Raw genomic sequence first — 21,648 nt, 5'->3', positions numbered from 1 at the left:
ATTGGATTTCAAACATTCAGTTAAAAAATCATTATTTTCATAAAATTATCATCTGATTGTCATCCATTTGATAAATTAAAACGGCAAGATCAATGCTTTAAGAAAAACTAATGAGTTAAATTATGTTCAAAAAAGTATTGGTCTGTATTAGCTTGATCGGTCTGACAGCTTGCAATGATGACAACAAAGATCAACAAAGCACGGCGCAACCTGAACCTCAATTACCACAAGTGATTGGACATCGTGGCGCGAGCGCACTTCGTCCAGAACATACACTCGCATCCTATCAAAAAGCGATTGATGATGGTGCTGATTTTATTGAACCAGATTTGGTATCAAGCAAAGACGGCATATTGGTTGCTCGCCATGAAAATGAGATCAGCGGCACAACCAATGTTGCAACGCTTCCTCAATTTGCAGACCGTAAAAAAACTAAAATTATTGATGGCGTGAGTTTAACAGGTTGGTTTACTGAAGATTTTACTTTGGCCGAGCTAAAACAGCTCAAAGCACGTGAGCGTATTCCCCAGTATCGTGCTGCCAATACGCAATATAATGATCAATTTGAAATCCCGACACTCGATGAAATCATTGATTTAGCTGCAAAGCATTATCAAAAAACGGGCAAAATTATTGGTCTTTATCCAGAAACCAAACACCCAACCTATTTCCAAAAACAGAATTTGGCTATGGAAGATACTTTGTTAAAAACCTTATCCAAATACCAATATAGCCGCGATATTGCGCCTATTTACTTACAGTCTTTTGAAGTTGGCAATCTAAAATATTTAAAAAATCAACTCGATTTACACAAGAGTGTTAAGCATGCACAATTGATTCAGCTCTATGATTCGCCTGAAGCAAGACCAGCAGATTATGTTGCACAAAACAATCCTAAAACCTATGCAGATCTAGCAACGGCACAAGGCCTCAAAGACGTTTCGGCCTATGCCAATGGTGTAGGTCCATGGAAAGTCTATGTCTTTAAAGATGCAGCAATGACACAGACCACCTCTTTTATTGCAGATGCCCATAAAGTCAATTTAAAAGTACATCCTTATACCTTCCGCCCTGAAAATAATTTCCTACCAGACAGCTTAAAATGTAGTAAGGATACGTCCAAAGCAGCCGAGCGTTGTGAGTCTGGTTCAATCAAGGAAATGCAACTTTACTTCAAGGCTGGCGTAGATGGTGTATTTACTGATGATCCAGCATTAGGTCGTCAGGCAGTACAAAGTTATCAAGCAACTAAATAAGTCAAAGTAGTGAATAAGGGCAGTTGTTCTACTGCTCTTATTTTTAAGAAAGAGTAAGTTGCTTGTGTTTGACTTGTTCCCATTGCCACCAACCATATGCAGCCAACAACACAAAAGCGGCATACAATCCTGCGGTTAAAAATAATTCTTTATAAATAAACATACCTACATAGACAATATCGACAAATACCCAAAGTACCCAAGTTGCGATATGTTTACGACTTGTCCAATAGGTTGCCAGTAAACTAAAAGCAGCGAGTTGGGCATCTAATAACGGTACAGCAGCATCGGTAAAATGTTTAAGCGTTAAACCAAACAATAATCCACCGATTGCTGCTAAACACATTTGCATCAATACCCTTTTGGCTGCAATTGGTTCGATCCGAATCTCATGGTCTTGGCGTTTACCTTTCAGCCAATAATAAAAACCATAGAAATTAATCAGCATAAATAAGAATTGTAAAATCGTTTCGCCGTATAATTTAAAGGTGAAAAAAAGGTAAGCATATAAAATAAATGCCAAAAAATTAAACCACCAACACCACATATTCCGTTTTATCGTGAGCGCAACACCGATCACACTAATAATAACGGCAATAATTTCTAACGAAGACAAGAGCAAACTACTTTGAAAATCCGAATGACAACATTATGGAAATATTCTTTATTTAAGCAAGCCAAAAAATCTTGATCTGATGCGCTTCTATTCGCCATATTTTTAAAGCTTTAACGCCAAAGGTTATTTTTCACTCAAGCCCACATCGAATTAAATAGTATAAAACTGATAGGTCAATAAAATGACCTATCCTTTATAGTCTCAATCCGTTTCACACTGTAAACTACATACCATCCAATTAGAATTTCTCACAGATTTGCTCAAGGATGAAAGAATCTATGCGTTCAAATATTTTATGGCTTTGCTTTGGCATTTTTTTGCTATTACAAGGTTGTGTCAATGCGGCAATTCAACCTCAAAAAATTCAATCTCAACCAACAGAATTAAAACAACGTTATTTTCAAGCAAAAACAATCGCATCAGATGGAACAATCATTGCGTTTACAGTGTATCAACCACATTTAAAAGCAGGACAAACAGCTCCTTTGCTGCTACATACCCATGGTTTTGGTTTATCTCGAATGAAAAGACCAGAATTAAGCTTGTATGGTTTTTTACTTCCGACGGGTCAAGTAGCCAAAACAGCGTGGAAAAATGGCTATTGGGTCATCAGCTATGATCAACGTGGTCATGGAAATAGTCAGGGTAAAATTCGCTTAACCGATCCTGAAAAAGAAGCTCAAGATGTCATTAGCATCATGAACTGGGCTGAAAAAAACTTGCCACAACTAGCACAAAATCAAAATGGTGTTCGTACAGGTATGATTGGCGAATCTTATGCAGGCGGTGTGCAATACATTGCTTCTGCTCTAGACCCTCGCCTACAAGCAATTGTACCAATCACAACTTGGCATGATATCGTCGATAGCCTTGTACCCAATGGCGTTCCAAAAGGAGATTGGCTAAGTTTCTTGAATTTGATTGGTGACTGGTGGAACTGGAACAAATTTGATCCCGAACTTAAACAAGCTTATCAAGATATCCAACAAGGTCAGTTGAAACAATCAACTTATGATTTACTAAAGACACATCAAGCTAGTTGGTTTTGTGAAAATGCTCAAGCGCCAAAAGCAGATGCGCTCATTATCCAAGGCTTTAGAGATGTATTATTTCCTTTTAATGAAGGCGTTAAAGCGGCTCAATGTATTCAGAAATCGCAGCATGAAGTCCATTTAATCGGCGTACAAGGCGGACATTTACAACCATTTGCACAGCGTTCCCCATTGGGTGATACTCCTTTTTGGTATATTGGGAAATCTGTTGCCTGTGGGAATCAAAAGCAATATAAATTACAAGACACGATCATGGGATGGTTTGATCAAAAACTCAAAGACCAAACTGCAACAATTGATTTACCAGAATTATGTGTCGACAAAAGTCCAGTCTATAAGTTCAAAGATTTGGATGCAAAAACACAATACACGTTAAATAGAACTTGGATTGAACCTCAGAATTCGCAAGCTGTGTTTGTTCCGATCCATACAATAACTGAATTGGCACATCTCACAGGTACCCCACAACTCAATTTAAAGATCGAAACGCCAAATAATAAAGTAGAACCAACACTATTTATTTCTATGGCCATTAAATCTGAAAAAACGGGTAAATATGCTATTTTAAATGATCAAACAACAGCATTAAATCCAAGCAAAAAACATACTTTTGATCAAGTTATTTCTCATAAAAATTCAGCATCGAAAGGAAATCAAACTATTGAATTACCTAGTATTAATGGACGTTTGAATAAAGGCGATACTTTAGGCTTACTGATTCAGACCGAAAGTATTTATTATCAAAAAATTAAACAACCTAAAATTGAAGCATGGATTTCAGGTCAAATTACTTTACCTAAATTTTGGAGTGAGATTTCAAATAAGGAATGATCATAATTTCTAAATATCGAGAGTGAATTTTACCACTCTCGATTTGCAATCAATTGTTCCATTTCAATCTCAAAATAACCTGCTTCTTGCACAATCATCATCATAGCTTCAGCAATGTAATCCGCAGCCGTATCATCTAAACTTGAATCTAGGTCTTCAAACTGAGGTTTCATCTCATTAATTGCGATCATTGTATGATGAGCAAAATGATATATTTCCGCTTCAGTTAAACCAGAACGACCCACCTTTTTGGAAAAGTGTTTAATCTGTTGTTTAACTTCGGCAACGAGAATGTCAGGATAATATTCATCATCAAACATCGGGAGAAGGAGATCTTCAAACATAAATAAAATAATATGCCAATAAAACGCCATGCTTATAACATAATCCCATACAAATCACGATATTTAGACATAAAAAAAGCGATCTTTCCGACCGCTTTTAAAAAAGATAATTTAGTCTTTTTTAGCACTTAAACTTTTTGCGATCTTGGCAAGCTCTATAAATTCCTCACGCATTTGGTAAGGATCTGGTTTTGCAGATTGCTGGGCTAACTGAATAATTTGATCCCACCCCATAGCAGCATTGTATTGCCCACCTTTTAGCTGCTGGGCATAGGAAGCCACCGCAATCGCAAAACGAGTATCGCTATTGGCCTGAGCAAGGGACTTACTTTGCGCTTTTACAGCTTGGTTTAAAAGAATGCTCTTCTCTTGATTTGGCAATTTATAGCGCAAATTTACAAACGCATATTCAGATTTTTTCGTTGTATCTGTTTTTGTCGATGCCTGATAACGTGAATCATTGAGCCAGCCTTGTTGTCCGACTGGAACGATTTCATAAATTGCTGTTACGTTATGCCCTGCCCCAATATCTCCTGCATCGACTTTATCATTATTAAAATCTTCCTGTTTTAGCATCCGATTTTCATACCCCACTAAGCGATATTCTTTTACCGTAGCAGGATTAAACTCCACCTGAATTTTTACATCCTGAGCAACCGTTGCCAGTGTTGACGAAAGCTGACGTTGTACCACTTTTTTCGCTTCATTTTTATTATCAATATAGCTGTAATTACCATCTCCTGCATCCGCCAGTTGCTCCATCAACTGCTCATTATAATTTCCTGTTCCAAAGCCCAGTGTCGTGAGTGAAATACCACTTTTGCGCTTTTCCGCCACCATGCCTTTTAGAGTACTAAAATCTGTGATCCCGACATTAAAGTCGCCATCAGTTGCCAATAAAATACGATTGATTCCATTCTTCACAAAGGCTTTTTCAGCTTGTTTATAAGCCAGTTGAATTGCCTGTTCGCCTGCGGTTGCCCCACTTGCCTGTAATTCATTAATGCCGGTTAAAATTTTGTCTTTTTGATCACCTGAAGTGGGTGCTAAAATGAGTTTCTCACCACTAGCATAAGTAATAATCGTGACTTTATCTTGAGGTCGCAATTGCTCGGTCAATAATCTAAGAGTTTGCTTAACCAAGGGTAATTTATCTGGGGCATCCATACTACCGGAAACATCAACCAAGAATACCAAATTGGCTGGTGGTAACTGTTTGGTTGCCAAGTCTTTGGCTTGAATCCCGATTTTGATCAGTTTGGCATTTTCTTTCCACGGTGAATCAACAATTTCAGTCGTGACCGAGAATGGGTGAATGCTGTTTGGCTGCGGATATTGATAATCAAAGTAGTTAATCATTTCCTCAGCACGAACCGCATCGACTGGTGGCAAACGCCCATCATTCAGGAAACGGCGGGTATTGCTATAACTGCCTGTATCGACATCAATGCTAAAAGTTGAAACTGCCTGATCTGCAACCCGATAAATAGGATTGACCTCATTCTTTTGATATTTTTCAGTATTCTGTTCTAGCCGCACGCTTTCTGGACTAGGCATTGCCGCCATGTACGCAGCAGGAGCAATCATCTTTCGGGTACTATCCGCTGCCATATTAGACATAACCAAAGATGCAGGAGCGACTACATGGCTACGTTCCTTTATGGGATTACCACAGGCGATCATCATGGAACTTAGCAAGGTTAAGGTCAGTATGTTTGTAGATTGATGCATCATAAAATCCCCCAATTTTTATGTCTTTTAAATGAATGACGAGATTGCAGTGATTGTATGCAAAAAGATAAAGATACATCGTATTGGAATGTATTTTTATCTTCATTATTTCTCTGTAATTATTGAGCTAAACGCATCGCATTCCAAACTTTTATCGCATCGCTTGTGGCTTTAACATCGTGCACTCGAACAATACTAGCGCCCTGCTGAATACTCAGTAGATGCCCCATGACACTTCCAAGCGCACGTTCCTGTGCAGGTACACCATTCAATGCCTCACCAATGAAACGTTTACGTGACAAGCCAGACAAGATCGGATACCCCATCCGATTCAGCTTCCAAAACTCATTGAGTAATCGAAAATTCTGTTGTGCGTTCTTGGCAAAACCGAAACCTGGGTCGATAATAATATTTTCTTTGCTTACTCCGACTGCAATTGCTTGATTAAGCCGCTGCTGTAATTCATGAATCACATCTTCAGTCACATCCTGATATTGATCCAACTGATTCATATTGGTCGGTTCACCACGCATATGCATCAACACCACAGGAATATTTAATTCAGCCGCCGTTTCTAAAGCTTGTGGACGAGTTAAAGCACGAACATCATTCCAGATATGCGCACCTGCTTTCACGGCAGCTCGAATCACCTCAGGCTGACTGGTATCAATCGATATGATCACATCATACTTGGATAATGCTTCCACCACAGGAATTACACGCTGAATTTCTTCTTCTAGCTCAACGGGTGATGCATTTGGGCGAGTTGACTCTCCACCAATATCAATAATGCTTGCACCCTCTTCAATCATCTGCAAAGCACGTTGAACCGCCTGTTCTTTATGATGATGCTGTCCACCATCACTGAAAGAATCAGGGGTGACATTGAGAATACCCATAATCTGTGGTTGGGATAAATCCAATGTAAAACGACCACATTGTAACTGCTGCTGTGGTAATGGCATCAACTGCATTATCAAAAAACTCTTAACACTTTACGAATCACTTTAGTTTAACAAGACTATTCTGTGAACATTGTTGATTTATTTTCAGCTTGGCTAAAATAAGAACAAAAAAAGAGCGACCTAAGTCGCTCTGATTTATTTAATTCTAATTAACCCATTGCTGGTAATGGTGGTGGTGTAGATGGACCATCTTTTGGTGGTTCAAATGCAGCCACTGGATTTTCAGGAATATAGACCTTAGGTGGTTGTGGTTCACGACCTTCCATGATGTCACGGATTTGGTCACGATCGATGGTTTCCCATTCCATCAACGCTTTCACCATTGCATGTGCGATATCTTTGTTATTTTCCAAGATATCACGAGCAACTTTATATTGTTCATCTAAGATACGACGTACTTCTTCATCAACTTTTTGCTGAGTTGCTTCTGAAATTGTACGGCTACCCACATTACCAAAGAAACCACTTTGGTTTTCATCTTCATAAACCATTACACCAAGAGCATCAGACATACCATACTTGGTCACCATTGCACGCGCCATTTTAGTTGCTCGTTCAAAGTCGTTTGATGCACCTGTCGACATTTGATTAATGAACACTTCTTCGGCAATACGACCACCAAATAAGATTGAAAGCTCATTCAACATCTTATCTTTGTAATGGCTGGTTTGGTCTTGCTCAGGCAACTGCCAAGTTACACCTAGTGCCCAACCACGTGGCATGATTGTTACTTTATGCACAGGGTCTGTACCTGGCAAAATTTCAGCAACAATGGCATGTCCAGCTTCATGGTAAGCCGTCGCACGACGTTCTTCTTCACGAATCACCATCGATTTACGTTCTGGACCCATGTAGATCTTGTCTTTTGCATCTTCAAAGTCATGCATATCGACCGTGTTTTTATTACGGCGAGCAGCAAACAACGCAGCTTCGTTAACTAAGTTCGCAAGTTGCGCACCTGAGAATCCTGGCGTACCACGAGCAAGGACTTTAACATCCACGCCTGTAACCGAAGGAAGTTTCTTCAAATGAACATTCAAGATTTGCTCACGACCACGGATGTCTGGTAAACCCACCATCACTTGGCGATCAAAACGACCTGGACGAAGCAATGCTTTATCAAGTACGTCTACACGGTTAGTTGCTGCAATGACGATCACACCCTCATTACCTTCAAAACCATCCATCTCAACAAGCATTTGGTTCAGGGTTTGTTCACGCTCATCATGACCACCTCCTGTACCAGAACCACGATGGCGACCAACAGCATCAATCTCATCGATGAAAATGATACATGGAGCATGACGTTTAGCTTGTTCAAACATGTCACGAACACGTGATGCACCGACACCAACAAACATTTCAACGAAGTCAGAACCAGAGATACTAAAGAATGGAACTTTAGCTTCACCTGCAATGGCTTTCGCAAGTAATGTTTTACCCGTACCTGGAGGACCAACCATCAACACACCACGAGGAATGGTTGCACCAAGACGTTTGAACTTAGAAGGATCTTTCAAGAAGTCAACAATTTCAACCACTTCTTGTTTTGCTTCATCACAACCTGCAACATCGGTAAACGTAACCTTAATCTGATCTTCAGATAACATTTTCGCTTTTGACTTGCCAAAACTCATTGGGCTGTTTTTGCCACCAGCGCCCCCACCCATATTACGCATAAAGAACATGAATAATAAGATGATCAGTAATACAGGGAAGCTCGCAATGAGAAGTTGCATCAAAATGCCTTGACGTTGTGGTGCAGTACCTTCAACGACTACATTCTGTTTATTCAAGCTTGGAAGCAATTCAGTGTCTTCTACTTGTGGACGAACCGTTTCAAAAGAAGAACCATTGGTTTTTTCACCACTAATGTTTAAACCGTCAATTGTGACTTGTTTAATTTGCCCAGCATTCACCGCTGCAACGAAATCAGAATATTTCATCGCTGCAGGCTTATTGCGGTCACTGACGTTGCTAAAAATCAAAATCAGAACACCGAGTATGATGAGCCACAATACGGCATTCTTGAAGTAATCGCTCAAGGCTTTATTCCCATATCAATCTAATTTGATCATACCTAATCTTGGCTGACCTTCACAAAAACAGCAATAAATTTGCGTTGCAAAAAACTTAAAAGGTACAAAATGCACAATTTTTAACAACTTGGCAAGTACACTTTTATTGCAATGCCTTTTTACGACCTTGACCAATCAAAAAAACTTCTTTTGATCGAGCACGAGATGCCGCAGGTTTGGCTGTTTTTAATACATCAAAACTATCAACAACTTGTTTTCTGAACTCATCAAATCCTGAGCCTTGGAACACCTTAACAATAAACTGTCCATTTGGGCCTAAAACTTTTTGAGCAAAATCCAATGCCAACTCACATAAGTAAATCTGGCGTGGTTGATCGACAGCCCTATTACCTGATGTATTGGGGGCCATATCTGAAATTACAACGTCTACTTGACGTCCATTTAAAATATTTAACAATTTTTCGAAAACTTCTTCTTCTCGGAAGTCACCTTGTAAGAAAGTCACATCTGGAAGAGCGTCCATTGCGAGAATATCTGAAGCAATCACTAAACCATTTGAGCCGACTAATTTACCTGCAATTTGTGACCAACTGCCTGGTGCTGCACCAAGATCGACAACGGTCATACCCGGCTTGATCATTTTATATTTTTCTTGGATTTCAAGTAATTTATATGCTGCACGTGCGCGATAACCTTCCTTCTGTGCTTTCTTTACAAAAGGGTCATCTAAGTGCTCTCTCATCCATGCACGACTGCTTTTAGACAATTTTTGATTGGTAATGCGTGTCGCCATAACTCACTAAATTTCAAAAAACTTCTGATTGGTCATTGTACGTTAAAATTACTCTCATTACAGTACGGTTGTAGTTCATTCACACGAACTTTTACAGATTTTTTCCGATTGTCATGATTGGCTATTTGCCTAATTTTCACATATTTGTTTCGAGTGCCTGTCTGCTAAATCTATCTTAGAAACGGGATGCAAGTTATACTAGGTCGTTTTCCCAATCAGGTATTTTTAATGGCGGCTTTATCTATCCATGAACGTAAGCGTTTACGTCAAATTGGTCATGCACTTAATCCAGTTGTAATGATTGGTGGCCAAGGTCTTACAGAAAACGTCATTGAAGAAACTCATCGCGCACTAAATGATCATGAACTCATTAAAGTGAAAATTGCAGGTGAAGATCGTGATGCACGTGCCGCAGTAATTGATGCGCTTGTTGAAGCAACATGTGCTGAATCTGTACAGAAAATTGGTAAAATTGTTTTGCTTTATAAAAAAGCAGCAAAACAAAACCAGCATCTTTCTAATTTAGTTCGTTTTGCTCACTTAAGTAACAAGTAATCAAAATGGCAAGTTATGAACTTTCTGCTTTCGATCGCTTTAATGCTATTACTGTCGTTGGAGCAATTGAGCAACAAACACCAGCGACATTAAATGTTGGTTTTTGGGTTCGTGATCCCAATCAGTTTCTGATTTACCCAGATCAAGTCAAGGCTCATCCTCGCCAAGACTTTTTATGGGAGCAGACTTGTTTTGAGATTTTTATTGGTGTGAAAGATGAAGATTTTTATCGTGAAATCAATCTTTCTCCCTCTCAAGCTTGGCAAGCCTATCAATTTGAAGAATATCGCTTCCCAGAGGATATGCCGCCCGTTGCTGCATATGACATTGAGTTGAACCATTTGCAACGCACACATTATGGTTTAAATGTCAGTCTAGATTTATCTAAATTTATGCAACAGAATAAATTGAAATGGTCTGACTTATATTTAGGTTTAAGTGCGGTTTTTAATACCACTCAAGGTAATCACTATTTTGCAATGCAACATAGTAGCCCACAAGCTGACTTTCATAATAAACGCGATTGGTTACATCAATTCTAAAAAATAAAAAAAGCGAGAATGATCTCGCTTTTTTTATTTAAATACATGTTAGCTAGCGCGAACTTTATTCCAAGCTTCTACTGCTTGCTCTTTAGTGCGCTTAAAGCTACCAACCAAAGTATCTTTATGCTTCACTGAAATTTGACCAATATCATCTTTCAACTCTTTGCTGACCTTCGTTAAATCTTCAATTAAAGCATTTAACTCAGTTTTTAATGCATTCGTTAATTCAACTAAATTGCCTTGTGATGAATTCAGTTGAGTTTTAATAACATCAATACGCTGCAAAATATCTTGCTTAATTTGTGCAAGCTGATTTTGGATATTTTGGTTAAGTTCTTTCGCTTCCGCCTCAATTTTTTCTTGAGTTTCAGCTAATACTTCTTTCACTTGCTCTTGAGTCTCAGCAATGACTTCTTTCGCTTGTTCCTGAGTCTCAGCAATCACTTCTTTCGCCTTCGCTGTTTTTTCAGCTACAACTTCTTTCGCTTTTGCAGTTTTCTCAGCAACCACCTCTTTCACTTCTGCCGTCTTTTCAGCAACAGCTTCTTTAACTTCAGTGGTTTTCTCTGCAACAACTTCTTTCGCCTTCGCTGTTTTTTCAACCACAACTTCTTTAACTTCTTCAGTTGCTGGTGTCGTTTGATTATCAGCCATTGTGTTTCCCCTCTATATTGTTAGTTGATTTTTTGGCTAAATATAAGATAAAACGCTTTACTTTTAGACTATGAAAAAATTGTTAGACAATTTGCATAATATCTCATGATATAGATAGAAGAATGATTGATTTGGCAATAGACATAACAACAGCCAAACTTATAAAAGAAAAATTACAATTACTCGCTTTAACCAATAAAACAGATAGACTTTTGAACTACTCATGCGTATAATGCGCTGTTAAGTTACAAGCGAGCAGACTGGAAGGAGGGGCATGTTTTTAAAGACAGCCTACCTTTTTTTATGTCTTCTCGCTTTTTTACAGCCCTATTTTTGTGGTTTTAGTTCAGGAGCTTTGGTTTGAGCACCCCCGCCATTTTAGCCCTCGCAGATGGAACGATCTTTAAAGGAACGTCTATCGGTGCATCGGGAAGTACGACTGGTGAAGTCGTTTTTAATACAGCCATGACTGGCTACCAAGAAATTTTGACTGACCCAAGTTATGCGCAACAAATTGTGACGCTGACTTATCCCCATATTGGAAATACAGGCTGTAATAGCGAAGACGTTGAATCTGGTCGCATCCATAAAGTATGGGCGAACGGTTTAATTATTCGTGATCTTCCTTTATTACATAGTAATTTCCGTGCAGAACAATCACTCAGTGAATACTTGGAACAACATAATGTTGTTGCAATCGCTGATATTGATACGCGTAAATTGACACGTATTTTACGTGACAAAGGTGCGCAAAATGGTTGCATCCTTGCTGGTGAAAATATCACTGAAGAAGAAGCAATTGCAAAAGCACGTGCATTCGGTGGTTTAAATGGTTTAGACCTTGCAAAAGAATGCTGTGATCCTGAAGGCTTTGAATGGACTGAAGGTTCTTGGACTTTAGGTCAAGGTTTTAGCCAACCAGAATTTAAATTTCATGTTGTTGCATACGATTATGGTGTCAAAACCAACATCTTACGTATGCTTGCAGACCGTGGTTGTAAACTCACTGTTGTGCCTGCACAGACCCCTGCTGAGAAAGTTCTCGCTTTAAATCCAGATGGCGTGTTCTTGTCAAATGGTCCTGGTGATCCAGCAGCATGTGACTATGCGATTGAAGCAGTAAAAACGATTGTTGAAACTACGACTTTACCTGTATTTGGTATTTGTTTAGGTCACCAAATTTTAGCACTTGCTTCTGGCGCGAAGACCATGAAAATGAATCATGGTCATCACGGTGCAAACCATCCTGTACAAAATCTTGAGAATGGTACAGTGATGATTACTTCTCAAAACCACGGCTTTGCTGTCGATGAGAGTACTTTACCTGCAAACTTAAAAGTGACACATCGCTCTCTGTTTGATGGTACAAACCAAGGTATTCATCGCACTGACAAACCAGCATTCAGCTTCCAAGGTCACCCTGAAGCAAGCCCTGGTCCACATGACTGTGCTCCATTGTTCGATCATTTCATCGAACTTATTGAAGCATCTAAGAAGTAATTAAGGAGCGAATAATGCCTAAACGTACGGATATTAAAAGCATCTTAATTATTGGTGCAGGTCCAATTGTGATCGGTCAAGCATGTGAGTTTGACTACTCAGGTGCGCAAGCATGTAAAGCACTTCGTGAAGAAGGCTATCGTGTTATTTTGGTGAACTCTAACCCAGCAACCATTATGACTGACCCTTCAATGGCGGATGCCACTTATATCGAGCCAATCACTTGGCAGACTGTTGCTCAAATCATTGAAAAAGAACGCCCAGATGCAGTCCTCCCAACGATGGGCGGTCAAACTGCATTGAACTGTGCACTTGCATTAGATGCCAACGGTGTTTTAGAGAAATACAATGTTGAGTTGATTGGTGCATCAAAAGAAGCGATTGAAAAAGCAGAAGATCGTAAACTGTTTGACATCGCCATGCGTAAAATCGGCTTAGAGTGTCCTCGTGCTGATGTTGCTGAAAGCATGGAACATGCATTGGAAATTCAAGCACGTTTCGGCTTCCCAGTGATCATTCGTCCGTCATTCACGATGGGTGGTTCTGGTGGCGGTATTGCGTACAATAAAGAAGAATTTATTGAAATCTGTGAACGTGGTTTCGATCTTTCTCCAACCAAACAATTATTGATTGATGAATCACTGATTGGCTGGAAAGAGTACGAAATGGAAGTTGTTCGTGACAAAAACGACAACTGTATTATCGTATGTGCGATTGAAAACTTTGACCCAATGGGCGTACACACAGGTGACTCAATCACTGTTGCCCCTGCGCAAACATTGACAGATAAAGAATATCAAATCATGCGTAATGCATCGGTTGCTGTTCTTCGTGAAATCGGCGTTGAAACAGGTGGTTCAAACGTTCAGTTCGGTATTAACCCGAAAGATGGTCGTATGGTTGTGATCGAGATGAACCCTCGTGTTTCTCGTTCATCTGCGCTTGCCTCTAAAGCAACAGGTTTCCCAATTGCGAAAATCGCAGCAAAACTTGCGGTTGGCTATACCCTTGATGAATTGAAAAATGACATCACTGGTGGTATCACGCCTGCAAGCTTTGAACCAGCGATTGACTATGTTGTAACCAAGATTCCTCGCTTCAACTTCGAAAAATTCCCGCAAGCTGAGCCTGTATTGACGACTCAGATGAAATCTGTGGGCGAAGTGATGGCAATTGGTCGTAACTTCCAAGAATCTGTTCAAAAAGCGCTTCGTGGTCTTGAAGTAGGTGTCAGCGGCTTTGATGAAAAAATCGAAGTTGGTACGGCTAATGCCAAAGACATCATCTTAAAAGAGCTTAAAGTTCCAGGTCCAGATCGTATTTGGTATGTAGCTGACGCATTCCGTCATGGTTTCTCATTAGATGACGTGTTTGAAGCAACCAAGATCGATCGTTGGTTCTTGATCCAAATTGAAGACATCGTTAAAACTGAAGCTCAAGTAAAAACTTTAGGCTTTGGCGATTTAAATGCTGACAATATCCGTTCGTTCAAGCGTAAAGGTTTATCTGACCTACGTATTGCTGACTTGATGGGTATTTCACAAAAACAATTCCGTAAACAACGTTGGAACTTGGGTGTCTATCCAGTTTATAAACGTGTTGATACTTGTGCTGCTGAGTTCGAATCAGGCACAGCTTACATGTACTCAACTTACGACGAAGAATGTGAAGCAAATCCATCGAACCGTGACAAAATCATGGTGATTGGTGGTGGTCCAAACCGTATTGGTCAAGGGATCGAGTTTGACTACTGTTGTGTACACGCTGCGCTTGCAATGCGCGAAGACGGTTATGAAACAATCATGGTCAACTGTAACCCTGAAACAGTTTCAACAGATTATGACACCTCAGATCGTTTGTACTTCGAACCTGTAACACTTGAAGATGTACTTGAAATCGTACGTACTGAGAAGCCTAAAGGCGTAATCGTACAGTACGGTGGTCAAACACCATTAAAATTGGCACGTGCTTTAGAAGAAGCAGGTACACCAATTATCGGTACATCTCCTGATGCAATTGACCGTGCAGAAGACCGTGAACGTTTCCAACAAATGATTCAACGTTTGCAACTTCGTCAACCGAACAACAGCATTGTAAAATCTGCTGAAGAAGGTATTTCAGAAGCGGCTAAAGTCGGTTATCCATTGGTTGTTCGCCCATCTTATGTATTGGGTGGTCGCGCAATGGAAATCGTCTATAACGAAGATGAGCTAAAACGCTACCTTCGTGAAGCAGTTCAAGCTTCAAATGAAGCCCCTGTCCTGCTCGACCGTTTCCTTGATGATGCAACTGAAGTTGATGTGGACTGCGTATCTGACGGTAAAGACGTTGTAATCGGCGGTATCATGCAACACATTGAACAAGCAGGGATTCACTCAGGTGACTCAGCATGTTCAATTCCTCCTTACTCTCTTTCACAAGAAGTTCAGGATGAAATGCGTCGTCAAACTGTTGCAATGGCAAAAGAACTTGGCGTAATCGGCTTAATGAACGTTCAGTTTGCAGTGAAAGGCAATGACATTTATATCCTCGAAGTGAACCCACGTGCATCACGTACTGTTCCTTTCGTTTCTAAATGTATTGGTGAATCTTTAGCGAAAGTGGCTGCACGTTGTATGGCTGGTCAATCTTTAGAATCTCAAGGATTCACAAAAGAGATCATCCCGACTCACTTTGCAGTAAAAGAAGCTGTATTCCCATTCGCTAAATTCCAAGGTGTTGATCCAATGCTTGGACCTGAGATGAAATCTACAGGTGAAGTCATGGGCGTTGGTCAAACATTCGGTGAAGCATTCTATAAAGCAGTACTCGGCTCAAATGAACGTTTACCGGGCTTACCAACTGAGGGCGAAGTGAAGCATGCGTTCTTATCGGTTCGTGAATCAGATAAGAAATACATCGCTAATATTGCGAAACAGTTAATTGCTTATGGCTTCAAACTCGTTGCGACAAATGGTACTTACCAAGTATTAAAAGAAGCTGGTTTAGAGTGTGAAGCTGTCAATAAAGTCACTGAAGGTCGTCCACATATTGTAGACCGCTTGAAAAATGGTGAGATTCATCTTATTGTCAACACTACTGAAGGCAAACAAGCTCAATATGATTCTGCCATGATTCGTCGTGCTGCCCTACAAGGCAAAGTGTATTACACTACGACAATTAATGGTGCAGAAGCTGTTTGCCAAGCATTTGCCGTGAAATTGCCAATGGATGTATACCGCTTGCAAGATTTACAAACTGTAGGTTAATTCTTTACCGATAAGTCCCGCTACCTTATCGGTGGCGGGCTTTTTCTTTTTTTAATCCTGTATTTTCCCAACCAATTTAGAGGGACTGAAATGCAACGTTATCCTATGACTCCTGAAGGCAAGGTTGCCTTAGAGAAAGAATTACAACAGCTAAAAACAGTGGATCGCCCACGTATTATCCAAGCGATCGCGGAAGCTCGTGAGCACGGTGATTTAAAGGAAAATGCTGAATATCACGCTGCACGTGAACAGCAAGGTTTTTGTGAAGGTCGTATTCAGGATATCGAAGGCAAACTGGGTGCAGCTCAAGAGATTGATGTCAAAACACTTGAACAAAACGGTCGTGTTGTGTTTGGTGTTACTGTAACCATCGAAAACTTAGACACTGAAGAACGTAAAACTTATAAAATCGTAGGTGATGATGAAGCAGATTTTAAAATCAATAAAATCTCAGTGAACTCACCGATTGCCCGTGGTCTTTTAGGTAAAAGCGAAGGCGACGAAGCAAAAATTCAAACACCACAAGGTGAAGTTGAATACGAAATCGTAAGCGTGGAATATATTTAATTCCAAGTCACTGACCCCTCTATTTGAGGGGTTTTTCTTCTCAAGATACTCGGTGGAAATTCAATGAACTCATCTTTGATCAACTCTCCTGTTAAACATTGGTGTGAATTCGAATTTATTTCTAAAACAGTAAAAAATCCAAATATCCATATCAAAGGTAATTATTCTTATTATTCTGCTTATTGGGATCAGGGCTTTGAACGTTGTGTGGTACGTTATCTACATGACAAACCTGCTACACCTGAGAAACCAATTGATCAACTGCATATTGGCAATTTTGTCTGTTTTGGTGCTGAATGCGTGATTATGATGGGTGGCAATCAATTACACCGTCCTGATTGGATTTCGACCTTCCCTTTTGACACCCGTAGTTTCTTGCCTGCTGGTGATACTGTTATTGCCGATGGTTGCTGGATTGGTAGCCGCGCCATGATTATGCAGGGAGTAAAATTGGGTGAAGGTGCTATCGTGGCAACAGGTGCTGTGGTCACCCAAGATGTACCGCCCTATGCAATTGTTGCTGGTGTTCCAGCAAAAGTTATTAAATACCGCTTTTCCTCAACAGATATAGAAAAATTGCTTTCACTTAAACTCTACAACCTAGAAGAAAAGCAGATTTTAAAAATGCGTGAACAATTGCAGACGGATCAACTCGTAGAGTTATGTTCATATTTAGACCAAAGTCTATAATCTTCCCAAATCTAATATTCACCTTAATATTTAAAAAAAAGATTATTTTTCAATGGATTGAATAATTAAAAACTGCTTTAACATTTAATTATTCTTATAAAATTACTAGGTTTTATTATGCTACTAATAAGTTTAATATGAAAACATAGATCTTATTTTAAACAAAAATTTAGAAACAACTCAAAGTGTAATAATAAGGAGTAATAACTATGTCTTATCAAAAAATCTTGGTTGCAATTGATGACTCTGAAATCTCCGATAATGTCATTCAACAAGCGGCTCAACTTGCAAAAGCCCTAAATAGTGAAATCACTGTTGTTGAAGTGATGACCTTAGACCCGTATTTGGCAGATGCATACCTTAGACTCGGTCAAAGTAATGAATTGATTGAACGTGTTCGTAGCTATGTACAAGAAAATTTAACGAAAGCGGAAAAAAAATTTGAAGCTTTAGGACTGACAGTCGCAACTCAAGTGTTGGAAGGCTTCTCTGTAAATGGGGAAATTATCAGTGCTGCACAGAACTTAGGTGCTGATCTGATTATTATGGGATCACACGGTCGGACTGGTTTCAAAAAATTTATCTTAGGCAGCGTAGCTCAAAAAGTATTAGGTGAAAGCCATATCCCTGTTTTGGTCGTACGTTAAATATTCTGATTTTTAGTTTTAGAAACATTGCAACCCTTATGAAACCTTAAGTTTCATAAGGGTTATTTTTTGATTATTGAGTTTTTAATTCAATAGGTTTTGCTTTTTGTAAAACTTCTTTTGGTAACTCAGTCGTAGAAACAATCGTCAGTGACTGTGTATTTGCTTGAATGTTTTCTTTATTAAGATCATTCAGTACACCATTGGTATCTTTAGTACTTAAGGGCTTTTTTGCACACAGATTTGAAATGCAAAGCCCCCTAATTGAGCTAAATTTAAGGCGTAACTTGGGTAAGTAGGTCGACCTAATTCCGCAAATCTGTTGAGGACTGCTACGCGTGCATGAATCTCATTCACTTGGCTATCAAAGTTCCTTGAGCAGAGTTTATCGCCTAATAATTTAAGAACAAATATTCATCGTTTTTACTTAAAAGTATCACATTGATTGATATCTCCAGATTTCAGACCTTGCTGAAACCAGTGCATTCGTTGTTCACTACTGCCATGTGTGAAACTATCGGGAACAACCTGACCTGTAGCTCTACGTTGCAAATAATCATCGCCAATTTTCTCGGCAGCATCCATTGCTTCTTCAATATCACCCTGTTCTAAAAATTGAGTGCGTTGTTGATTCTGATGCGCCCAGATACCAGCAAAACAATCCGCCTGTAATTCTAAACGGACAGAAAGCTGATTTCCTTGTGTTTGGCTAGCTTGTGCACGTGCTTGCTGTACTTGACCAGAGATGCCCAATAGATTTTGAATATGATGCCCGACTTCATGCGCAATAACATAAGCCTGTGCAAAATCCCCTGCTTGATCTTGACGGGAAAGTTCTGTCTGATTCTGCTCACCAGAAATACCCATTTGCTGGCGCATATCTTTAAAGAAAGCAGTATCGATATAAACTTTTTGATCAGCAGGACAATAAAACGGCCCCATCGCTGCTTGTGCCCTACCACAAGCTGATTTATCGACACCGCTAAACAAAACTAAGCGTGGTGGCGTGTAAGTCATGCCAAGTTTTTGAAAAATCGGCGTCCAAGTATCTTCTGTATCTGCAAGAATAGTTCCAACAAAATCACTTGCCTCTTTCTGTTCAGCAGTTAAATTTTGTGGCGCAACACCCTGTTGTGAAGACTGAGCACTGGTAACCGCTTGAGTTGCTTGATAGGCTTGTTGTGGATCTACTCCAAAAAACTTCCACGCAACAAATGCAACGATCAAACCTATAATACTGATACCACCTGCTTTTGCTCTGCCACCACCACGACGATCTTCAACATTGGTACTGACACGACGACCTTTCCAACGCATATTAACCTCACATATGATAATGATGGTGATTGAGCATTTTATTTATGCAGATGCTTTTGACCAAAATTTTTGAATAAGTATAACAACCATTAATACAATCGCACCTGCAATAAAGCCGATTCCTAAATTAATCAATGTTGGTGTTAAGGCACCAATAATTGAACCAAAACTTGGAATCAACTCTAAATGGTCTACGGTTTCTTCAGTAAAATGATGTAATAAAGGAACTGTATGCGAAATAATTCCACCACCTACCAAAAACATTGCAACCGTTCCAACAATAGATAATGTTTTCATTAGAATAGGAGCAAATGCGAGTAGACCACGACCTATTTTATTTTTTAACGCAGATGCTTGCTGTGTTAAATATAAGCCTAAATCATCAATTTTCACAATCATTGCAACAAAACCATAAACACCTACGGTCATTACGATTGCAATCACACTCAATACAGTCACTTTAGTCATAAATGCTGCTGTTGCAACTGTACCTAACGAAATCACCACAATTTCAGCAGATAAAATAAAATCAGTACGAATCGCACCTTTTACTTTTTCTTTTTCAAACTTGTCTAAATCTATTTCGATCTGTTCCAAGCTTTCATTGGCCTCCTCAGCTGTTTTTGCTTTTTTATGCTGGAGCATGTGTACAACTTTTTCTACTCCTTCATAGCATAGAAATAAGCCGCCAATCATTAATAAAGGATTGATTAACCAAGGTGCAACTACACTAATCAGTAATGCTAATGGAACCAAGATAAGTTTATTAACGAAAGAACCCTTAGCAACTCCCCATACCACAGGCAACTCTCGATCTGCACGTACACCACTGACTTGCTGCGCGTTTAGGGCTAAATCATCACCCAACACCCCTGCTGTTTTTTTTGCAGCCATCTTACTCATTACCGCAACATCATCTAAAATCGTTGCAATATCATCGAGTAATAACAATAATCCACTCGCCATTTTTATTTCCCAGTTTGTATTTATTTCGCTATTGTAGAATTCCTCAATAAATTCACAACATTATTTTAAGAAAAAGTTTAAGCAATCGCTGACGAAAAAATTTTATTTCCCGTACAATAATATCAATCTTTATATTTATGAAACTACTGAATCTTGGAATATATCATGAGTAATGCTGATCAACGTCCAATCATCTTGACAGGCGACCGCCCTACTGGACAACTTCATCTTGGACACTTTGTTGGCTCATTACGCTCTCGTGTTGGTTTACAAGACAGTCATCATCAACACCTTTTATTAGCAGATGCTCAAGCACTCACTGATAATGCTGATAATCCAGATAAAGTCCGTAATAATATTCTTCAAGTTGCATTAGATTATTTGGCTGTTGGTATTGATCCAACCAAAACAACGATCTGTGTCCAATCATGCTTGCCTGCTCTCAATGAACTGACCATGCTCTATCTGAATTTTGTGACGGTTGCTCGTTTAGAACGCAATCCAACCATTAAGTCAGAAATTCAAATGCGTGGTTTTGAACGAGATATTCCTGCTGGCTTTTTATGTTATCCAGTGGCTCAAGCAGCAGACATTACCGCATTTAAAGCGACTGTAGTACCTGTTGGCGAAGATCAAATCCCAATGATTGAACAAACCAATGAGGTTGTACGTCGCGTTAACCGCCAAATTGGTCATGACTTATTACCTGAGTGTAAAGCATTATTATCGAATATGGGACGCTTACCTGGTTTTGATGGTAAAGCAAAAATGTCTAAATCTTTAGGCAATACTATTGTGCTGAATGCTTCTGACAAAGACATTAAAAAAGCAGTCAACGCAATGTATACCGATCCAAATCACTTAAGAATTGAGGATCCAGGTCAAGTCGAAGGTAATATTGTATTTACTTACCTTGATGCGTTTGATCCAAATAAAGAAGAAATCGAAGAACTAAAAGCGCATTATCGTCGTGGTGGTTTAGGTGATGGTACGGTGAAAAAACGCCTAGAAGGTGTACTCAAAGAATTGATCCTGCCGATTCGTGAACGCAGAGCTGAACTTGAAAAAGATCCTGATTATATTATGGACATTTTAAAACATGGTACACATAAATGCCGTGACATTACTCAGCAAACATTAGATGAAGTGAAAAGCGGATTAGGTTTGTTTAAATTCTAATTTACGTTACTTTTATCGCAAAAAAGCCTAGTATTTAGGCTTTTTTTATTTAACCATTTGATTTGAGTTCAATTTAAGAACTTTTAACACCTATCTAAAACTAACAATTTTTGTCACCTATTAACATCCCTTAACATCCATTAACACTAGTTT

19 protein-coding genes and 1 pseudogene are annotated in these 21,648 nt (G+C 39.3%); 10 read left to right on the top strand and 10 right to left on the bottom strand.

The features are described 5' to 3' along the window. Nucleotides 1-122: 122 nt before the first annotated feature. A complete protein-coding gene (locus CDG59_RS02490) occupies nt 123-1,256 on the top strand; it encodes a glycerophosphodiester phosphodiesterase (RefSeq protein ID WP_005161692.1) in 1,134 nt (377 codons plus the stop codon). A 43-nt stretch (nt 1,257-1,299) separates the two neighbouring features. Here CDG59_RS02490 and pnuC read toward each other — a convergent pair whose 3' ends face one another. Continuing rightward, nucleotides 1,300-1,872: a nicotinamide riboside transporter PnuC gene (gene pnuC / locus CDG59_RS02485; RefSeq protein ID WP_087543450.1), complete on the bottom strand. Its 573-nt coding sequence runs from the start codon at nt 1,870-1,872 to the stop codon at nt 1,300-1,302. A 278-nt stretch (nt 1,873-2,150) separates the two neighbouring features. Here pnuC and CDG59_RS02480 point away from each other — a divergent pair, with 278 nt between their 5' ends. Continuing rightward, nucleotides 2,151-3,755 carry a CocE/NonD family hydrolase gene (locus CDG59_RS02480; RefSeq protein ID WP_087543356.1) on the top strand — a complete coding sequence of 535 codons (1,605 nt, stop codon included), beginning with the start codon at nt 2,151-2,153 and terminating at the stop codon, nt 3,753-3,755. A gap of 29 nt (nt 3,756-3,784) precedes the next feature. Here the strand turns inward: CDG59_RS02480 and CDG59_RS02475 are convergent, their stop codons facing one another. The 5 genes from CDG59_RS02475 to rlmE form a co-directional block, all read right to left on the bottom strand. Then, entirely contained in the window at nt 3,785-4,099 is a 315-nt protein-coding gene (locus tag CDG59_RS02475) for a DUF5713 family protein (protein WP_034602853.1), read from the bottom strand. Between the two features lie 111 nt (nt 4,100-4,210). Then, nucleotides 4,211-5,830, bottom strand: coding sequence for a vWA domain-containing protein (locus CDG59_RS02470; protein ID WP_087543448.1), 1,620 nt, complete (start codon nt 5,828-5,830; stop codon nt 4,211-4,213). 119 nt (nt 5,831-5,949) lie between these two features. After that, nucleotides 5,950-6,804 (bottom strand): dihydropteroate synthase, encoded by an 855-nt coding sequence (gene folP / locus CDG59_RS02465; RefSeq protein WP_087543354.1) that lies wholly within the window; start codon nt 6,802-6,804, stop codon nt 5,950-5,952. A gap of 140 nt (nt 6,805-6,944) precedes the next feature. Then, a complete protein-coding gene (ftsH, locus tag CDG59_RS02460) occupies nt 6,945-8,840 on the bottom strand; it encodes an ATP-dependent zinc metalloprotease FtsH (protein WP_087543352.1) in 1,896 nt (631 codons plus the stop codon). Nucleotides 8,841-8,976: 136 nt separating this feature from the next. Continuing rightward, nucleotides 8,977-9,627: a 23S rRNA (uridine(2552)-2'-O)-methyltransferase RlmE gene (gene rlmE / locus CDG59_RS02455; protein WP_087543350.1), complete on the bottom strand. Its 651-nt coding sequence runs from the start codon at nt 9,625-9,627 to the stop codon at nt 8,977-8,979. 228 nt (nt 9,628-9,855) lie between these two features. Here rlmE and yhbY point away from each other — a divergent pair, with 228 nt between their 5' ends. Then, nucleotides 9,856-10,182 (top strand): ribosome assembly RNA-binding protein YhbY, encoded by a 327-nt coding sequence (yhbY, locus tag CDG59_RS02450; protein ID WP_087543348.1) that lies wholly within the window; start codon nt 9,856-9,858, stop codon nt 10,180-10,182. A gap of 5 nt (nt 10,183-10,187) precedes the next feature. Next, nucleotides 10,188-10,724, top strand: a complete 537-nt coding sequence (locus CDG59_RS02445) for a DOMON-like domain-containing protein (protein WP_087536935.1) — start codon at nt 10,188-10,190, stop codon at nt 10,722-10,724. 48 nt (nt 10,725-10,772) lie between these two features. Here the strand turns inward: CDG59_RS02445 and CDG59_RS02440 are convergent, their stop codons facing one another. Then, the gene (locus CDG59_RS02440) at nt 10,773-11,381 is read right to left on the bottom strand and encodes a hypothetical protein (protein ID WP_005161718.1); all 609 of its coding nucleotides are present in this window, start codon (nt 11,379-11,381) and stop codon (nt 10,773-10,775) included. Nucleotides 11,382-11,741: 360 nt separating this feature from the next. On the opposite strand from CDG59_RS02440, the gene carA reads away from it, so the two are divergent. The 5 genes from carA (at nt 11,742) to CDG59_RS02415 (ending at nt 18,033) form a co-directional block, all read left to right on the top strand. Then, on the top strand, nt 11,742-12,881 hold the full coding sequence (gene carA / locus CDG59_RS02435) for a glutamine-hydrolyzing carbamoyl-phosphate synthase small subunit (protein WP_005161719.1): 1,140 nt from the start codon (nt 11,742-11,744) through the stop codon (nt 12,879-12,881). Nucleotides 12,882-12,895: 14 nt separating this feature from the next. Further along, entirely contained in the window at nt 12,896-16,129 is a 3,234-nt protein-coding gene (gene carB / locus CDG59_RS02430) for a carbamoyl-phosphate synthase large subunit (RefSeq protein WP_087543346.1), read from the top strand. A 90-nt stretch (nt 16,130-16,219) separates the two neighbouring features. Further along, nucleotides 16,220-16,696 (top strand): transcription elongation factor GreA, encoded by a 477-nt coding sequence (gene greA / locus CDG59_RS02425; protein ID WP_004660795.1) that lies wholly within the window; start codon nt 16,220-16,222, stop codon nt 16,694-16,696. A 63-nt stretch (nt 16,697-16,759) separates the two neighbouring features. After that, nucleotides 16,760-17,386 (top strand): CatB-related O-acetyltransferase, encoded by a 627-nt coding sequence (locus CDG59_RS02420; RefSeq protein ID WP_087543344.1) that lies wholly within the window; start codon nt 16,760-16,762, stop codon nt 17,384-17,386. Nucleotides 17,387-17,595: 209 nt separating this feature from the next. After that, the gene (locus CDG59_RS02415; RefSeq protein WP_046738777.1) at nt 17,596-18,033 is read left to right on the top strand and encodes a universal stress protein; all 438 of its coding nucleotides are present in this window, start codon (nt 17,596-17,598) and stop codon (nt 18,031-18,033) included. Nucleotides 18,034-18,308: 275 nt separating this feature from the next. On the opposite strand, the pseudogene CDG59_RS14985 reads toward CDG59_RS02415, so the two are convergent. From CDG59_RS14985 to CDG59_RS02405, 3 genes and pseudogenes are all read right to left on the bottom strand, one after another. Then, nucleotides 18,309-18,438: pseudogene (locus CDG59_RS14985) on the bottom strand (IS5/IS1182 family transposase); the annotation flags it as partial. An 18-nt stretch (nt 18,439-18,456) separates the two neighbouring features. Further along, complete coding sequence (locus CDG59_RS02410) at nt 18,457-19,350, bottom strand: neutral zinc metallopeptidase (RefSeq protein ID WP_087543343.1); 894 nt, start codon at nt 19,348-19,350, stop codon at nt 18,457-18,459. Nucleotides 19,351-19,392: 42 nt separating this feature from the next. Continuing rightward, nucleotides 19,393-20,316, bottom strand: coding sequence for a DUF808 domain-containing protein (locus tag CDG59_RS02405; protein WP_087543341.1), 924 nt, complete (start codon nt 20,314-20,316; stop codon nt 19,393-19,395). Nucleotides 20,317-20,481: 165 nt separating this feature from the next. Here CDG59_RS02405 and trpS point away from each other — a divergent pair, with 165 nt between their 5' ends. After that, a complete protein-coding gene (gene trpS / locus CDG59_RS02400) occupies nt 20,482-21,495 on the top strand; it encodes a tryptophan--tRNA ligase (protein WP_087543340.1) in 1,014 nt (337 codons plus the stop codon). Nucleotides 21,496-21,648 lie beyond the last annotated feature (153 nt).

It is taken from the genome of Acinetobacter sp. WCHA29, assembly GCF_002165335.1.
In the GTDB taxonomy this organism is placed as follows: domain Bacteria; phylum Pseudomonadota; class Gammaproteobacteria; order Pseudomonadales; family Moraxellaceae; genus Acinetobacter.
The sequence above is the reverse complement of the archived record's forward strand: the minus strand, read 5'-3'. Positions and strand labels throughout refer to the sequence as shown.

What these genes read in the sequence shown, in the direction of transcription:
- yhbY (WP_087543348.1), top strand. Translation starts at nt 9,856, where the DNA reads ATGGCGGCTTTATCTATCCATGAACGTAAGCGTTTACGTCAAATTGGT.
- CDG59_RS02475 (WP_034602853.1), bottom strand. Translation starts at nt 4,099, where the DNA reads ATGTTTGAAGATCTCCTTCTCCCGATGTTTGATGATGAATATTATCCT.
- CDG59_RS02490 (WP_005161692.1), top strand. Translation starts at nt 123, where the DNA reads ATGTTCAAAAAAGTATTGGTCTGTATTAGCTTGATCGGTCTGACAGCT.
- CDG59_RS02470 (WP_087543448.1), bottom strand. Translation starts at nt 5,830, where the DNA reads ATGCATCAATCTACAAACATACTGACCTTAACCTTGCTAAGTTCCATG.
- CDG59_RS02410 (WP_087543343.1), bottom strand. Translation starts at nt 19,350, where the DNA reads ATGCGTTGGAAAGGTCGTCGTGTCAGTACCAATGTTGAAGATCGTCGT.
- CDG59_RS02405 (WP_087543341.1), bottom strand. Translation starts at nt 20,316, where the DNA reads ATGGCGAGTGGATTATTGTTATTACTCGATGATATTGCAACGATTTTA.
- carB (WP_087543346.1), top strand. Translation starts at nt 12,896, where the DNA reads ATGCCTAAACGTACGGATATTAAAAGCATCTTAATTATTGGTGCAGGT.
- CDG59_RS02440 (WP_005161718.1), bottom strand. Translation starts at nt 11,381, where the DNA reads ATGGCTGATAATCAAACGACACCAGCAACTGAAGAAGTTAAAGAAGTT.
- rlmE (WP_087543350.1), bottom strand. Translation starts at nt 9,627, where the DNA reads ATGGCGACACGCATTACCAATCAAAAATTGTCTAAAAGCAGTCGTGCA.
- CDG59_RS02415 (WP_046738777.1), top strand. Translation starts at nt 17,596, where the DNA reads ATGTCTTATCAAAAAATCTTGGTTGCAATTGATGACTCTGAAATCTCC.
- CDG59_RS02480 (WP_087543356.1), top strand. Translation starts at nt 2,151, where the DNA reads ATGCGTTCAAATATTTTATGGCTTTGCTTTGGCATTTTTTTGCTATTA.
- greA (WP_004660795.1), top strand. Translation starts at nt 16,220, where the DNA reads ATGCAACGTTATCCTATGACTCCTGAAGGCAAGGTTGCCTTAGAGAAA.
- folP (WP_087543354.1), bottom strand. Translation starts at nt 6,804, where the DNA reads ATGCAGTTGATGCCATTACCACAGCAGCAGTTACAATGTGGTCGTTTT.
- trpS (WP_087543340.1), top strand. Translation starts at nt 20,482, where the DNA reads ATGAGTAATGCTGATCAACGTCCAATCATCTTGACAGGCGACCGCCCT.
- CDG59_RS02420 (WP_087543344.1), top strand. Translation starts at nt 16,760, where the DNA reads ATGAACTCATCTTTGATCAACTCTCCTGTTAAACATTGGTGTGAATTC.
- CDG59_RS02445 (WP_087536935.1), top strand. Translation starts at nt 10,188, where the DNA reads ATGGCAAGTTATGAACTTTCTGCTTTCGATCGCTTTAATGCTATTACT.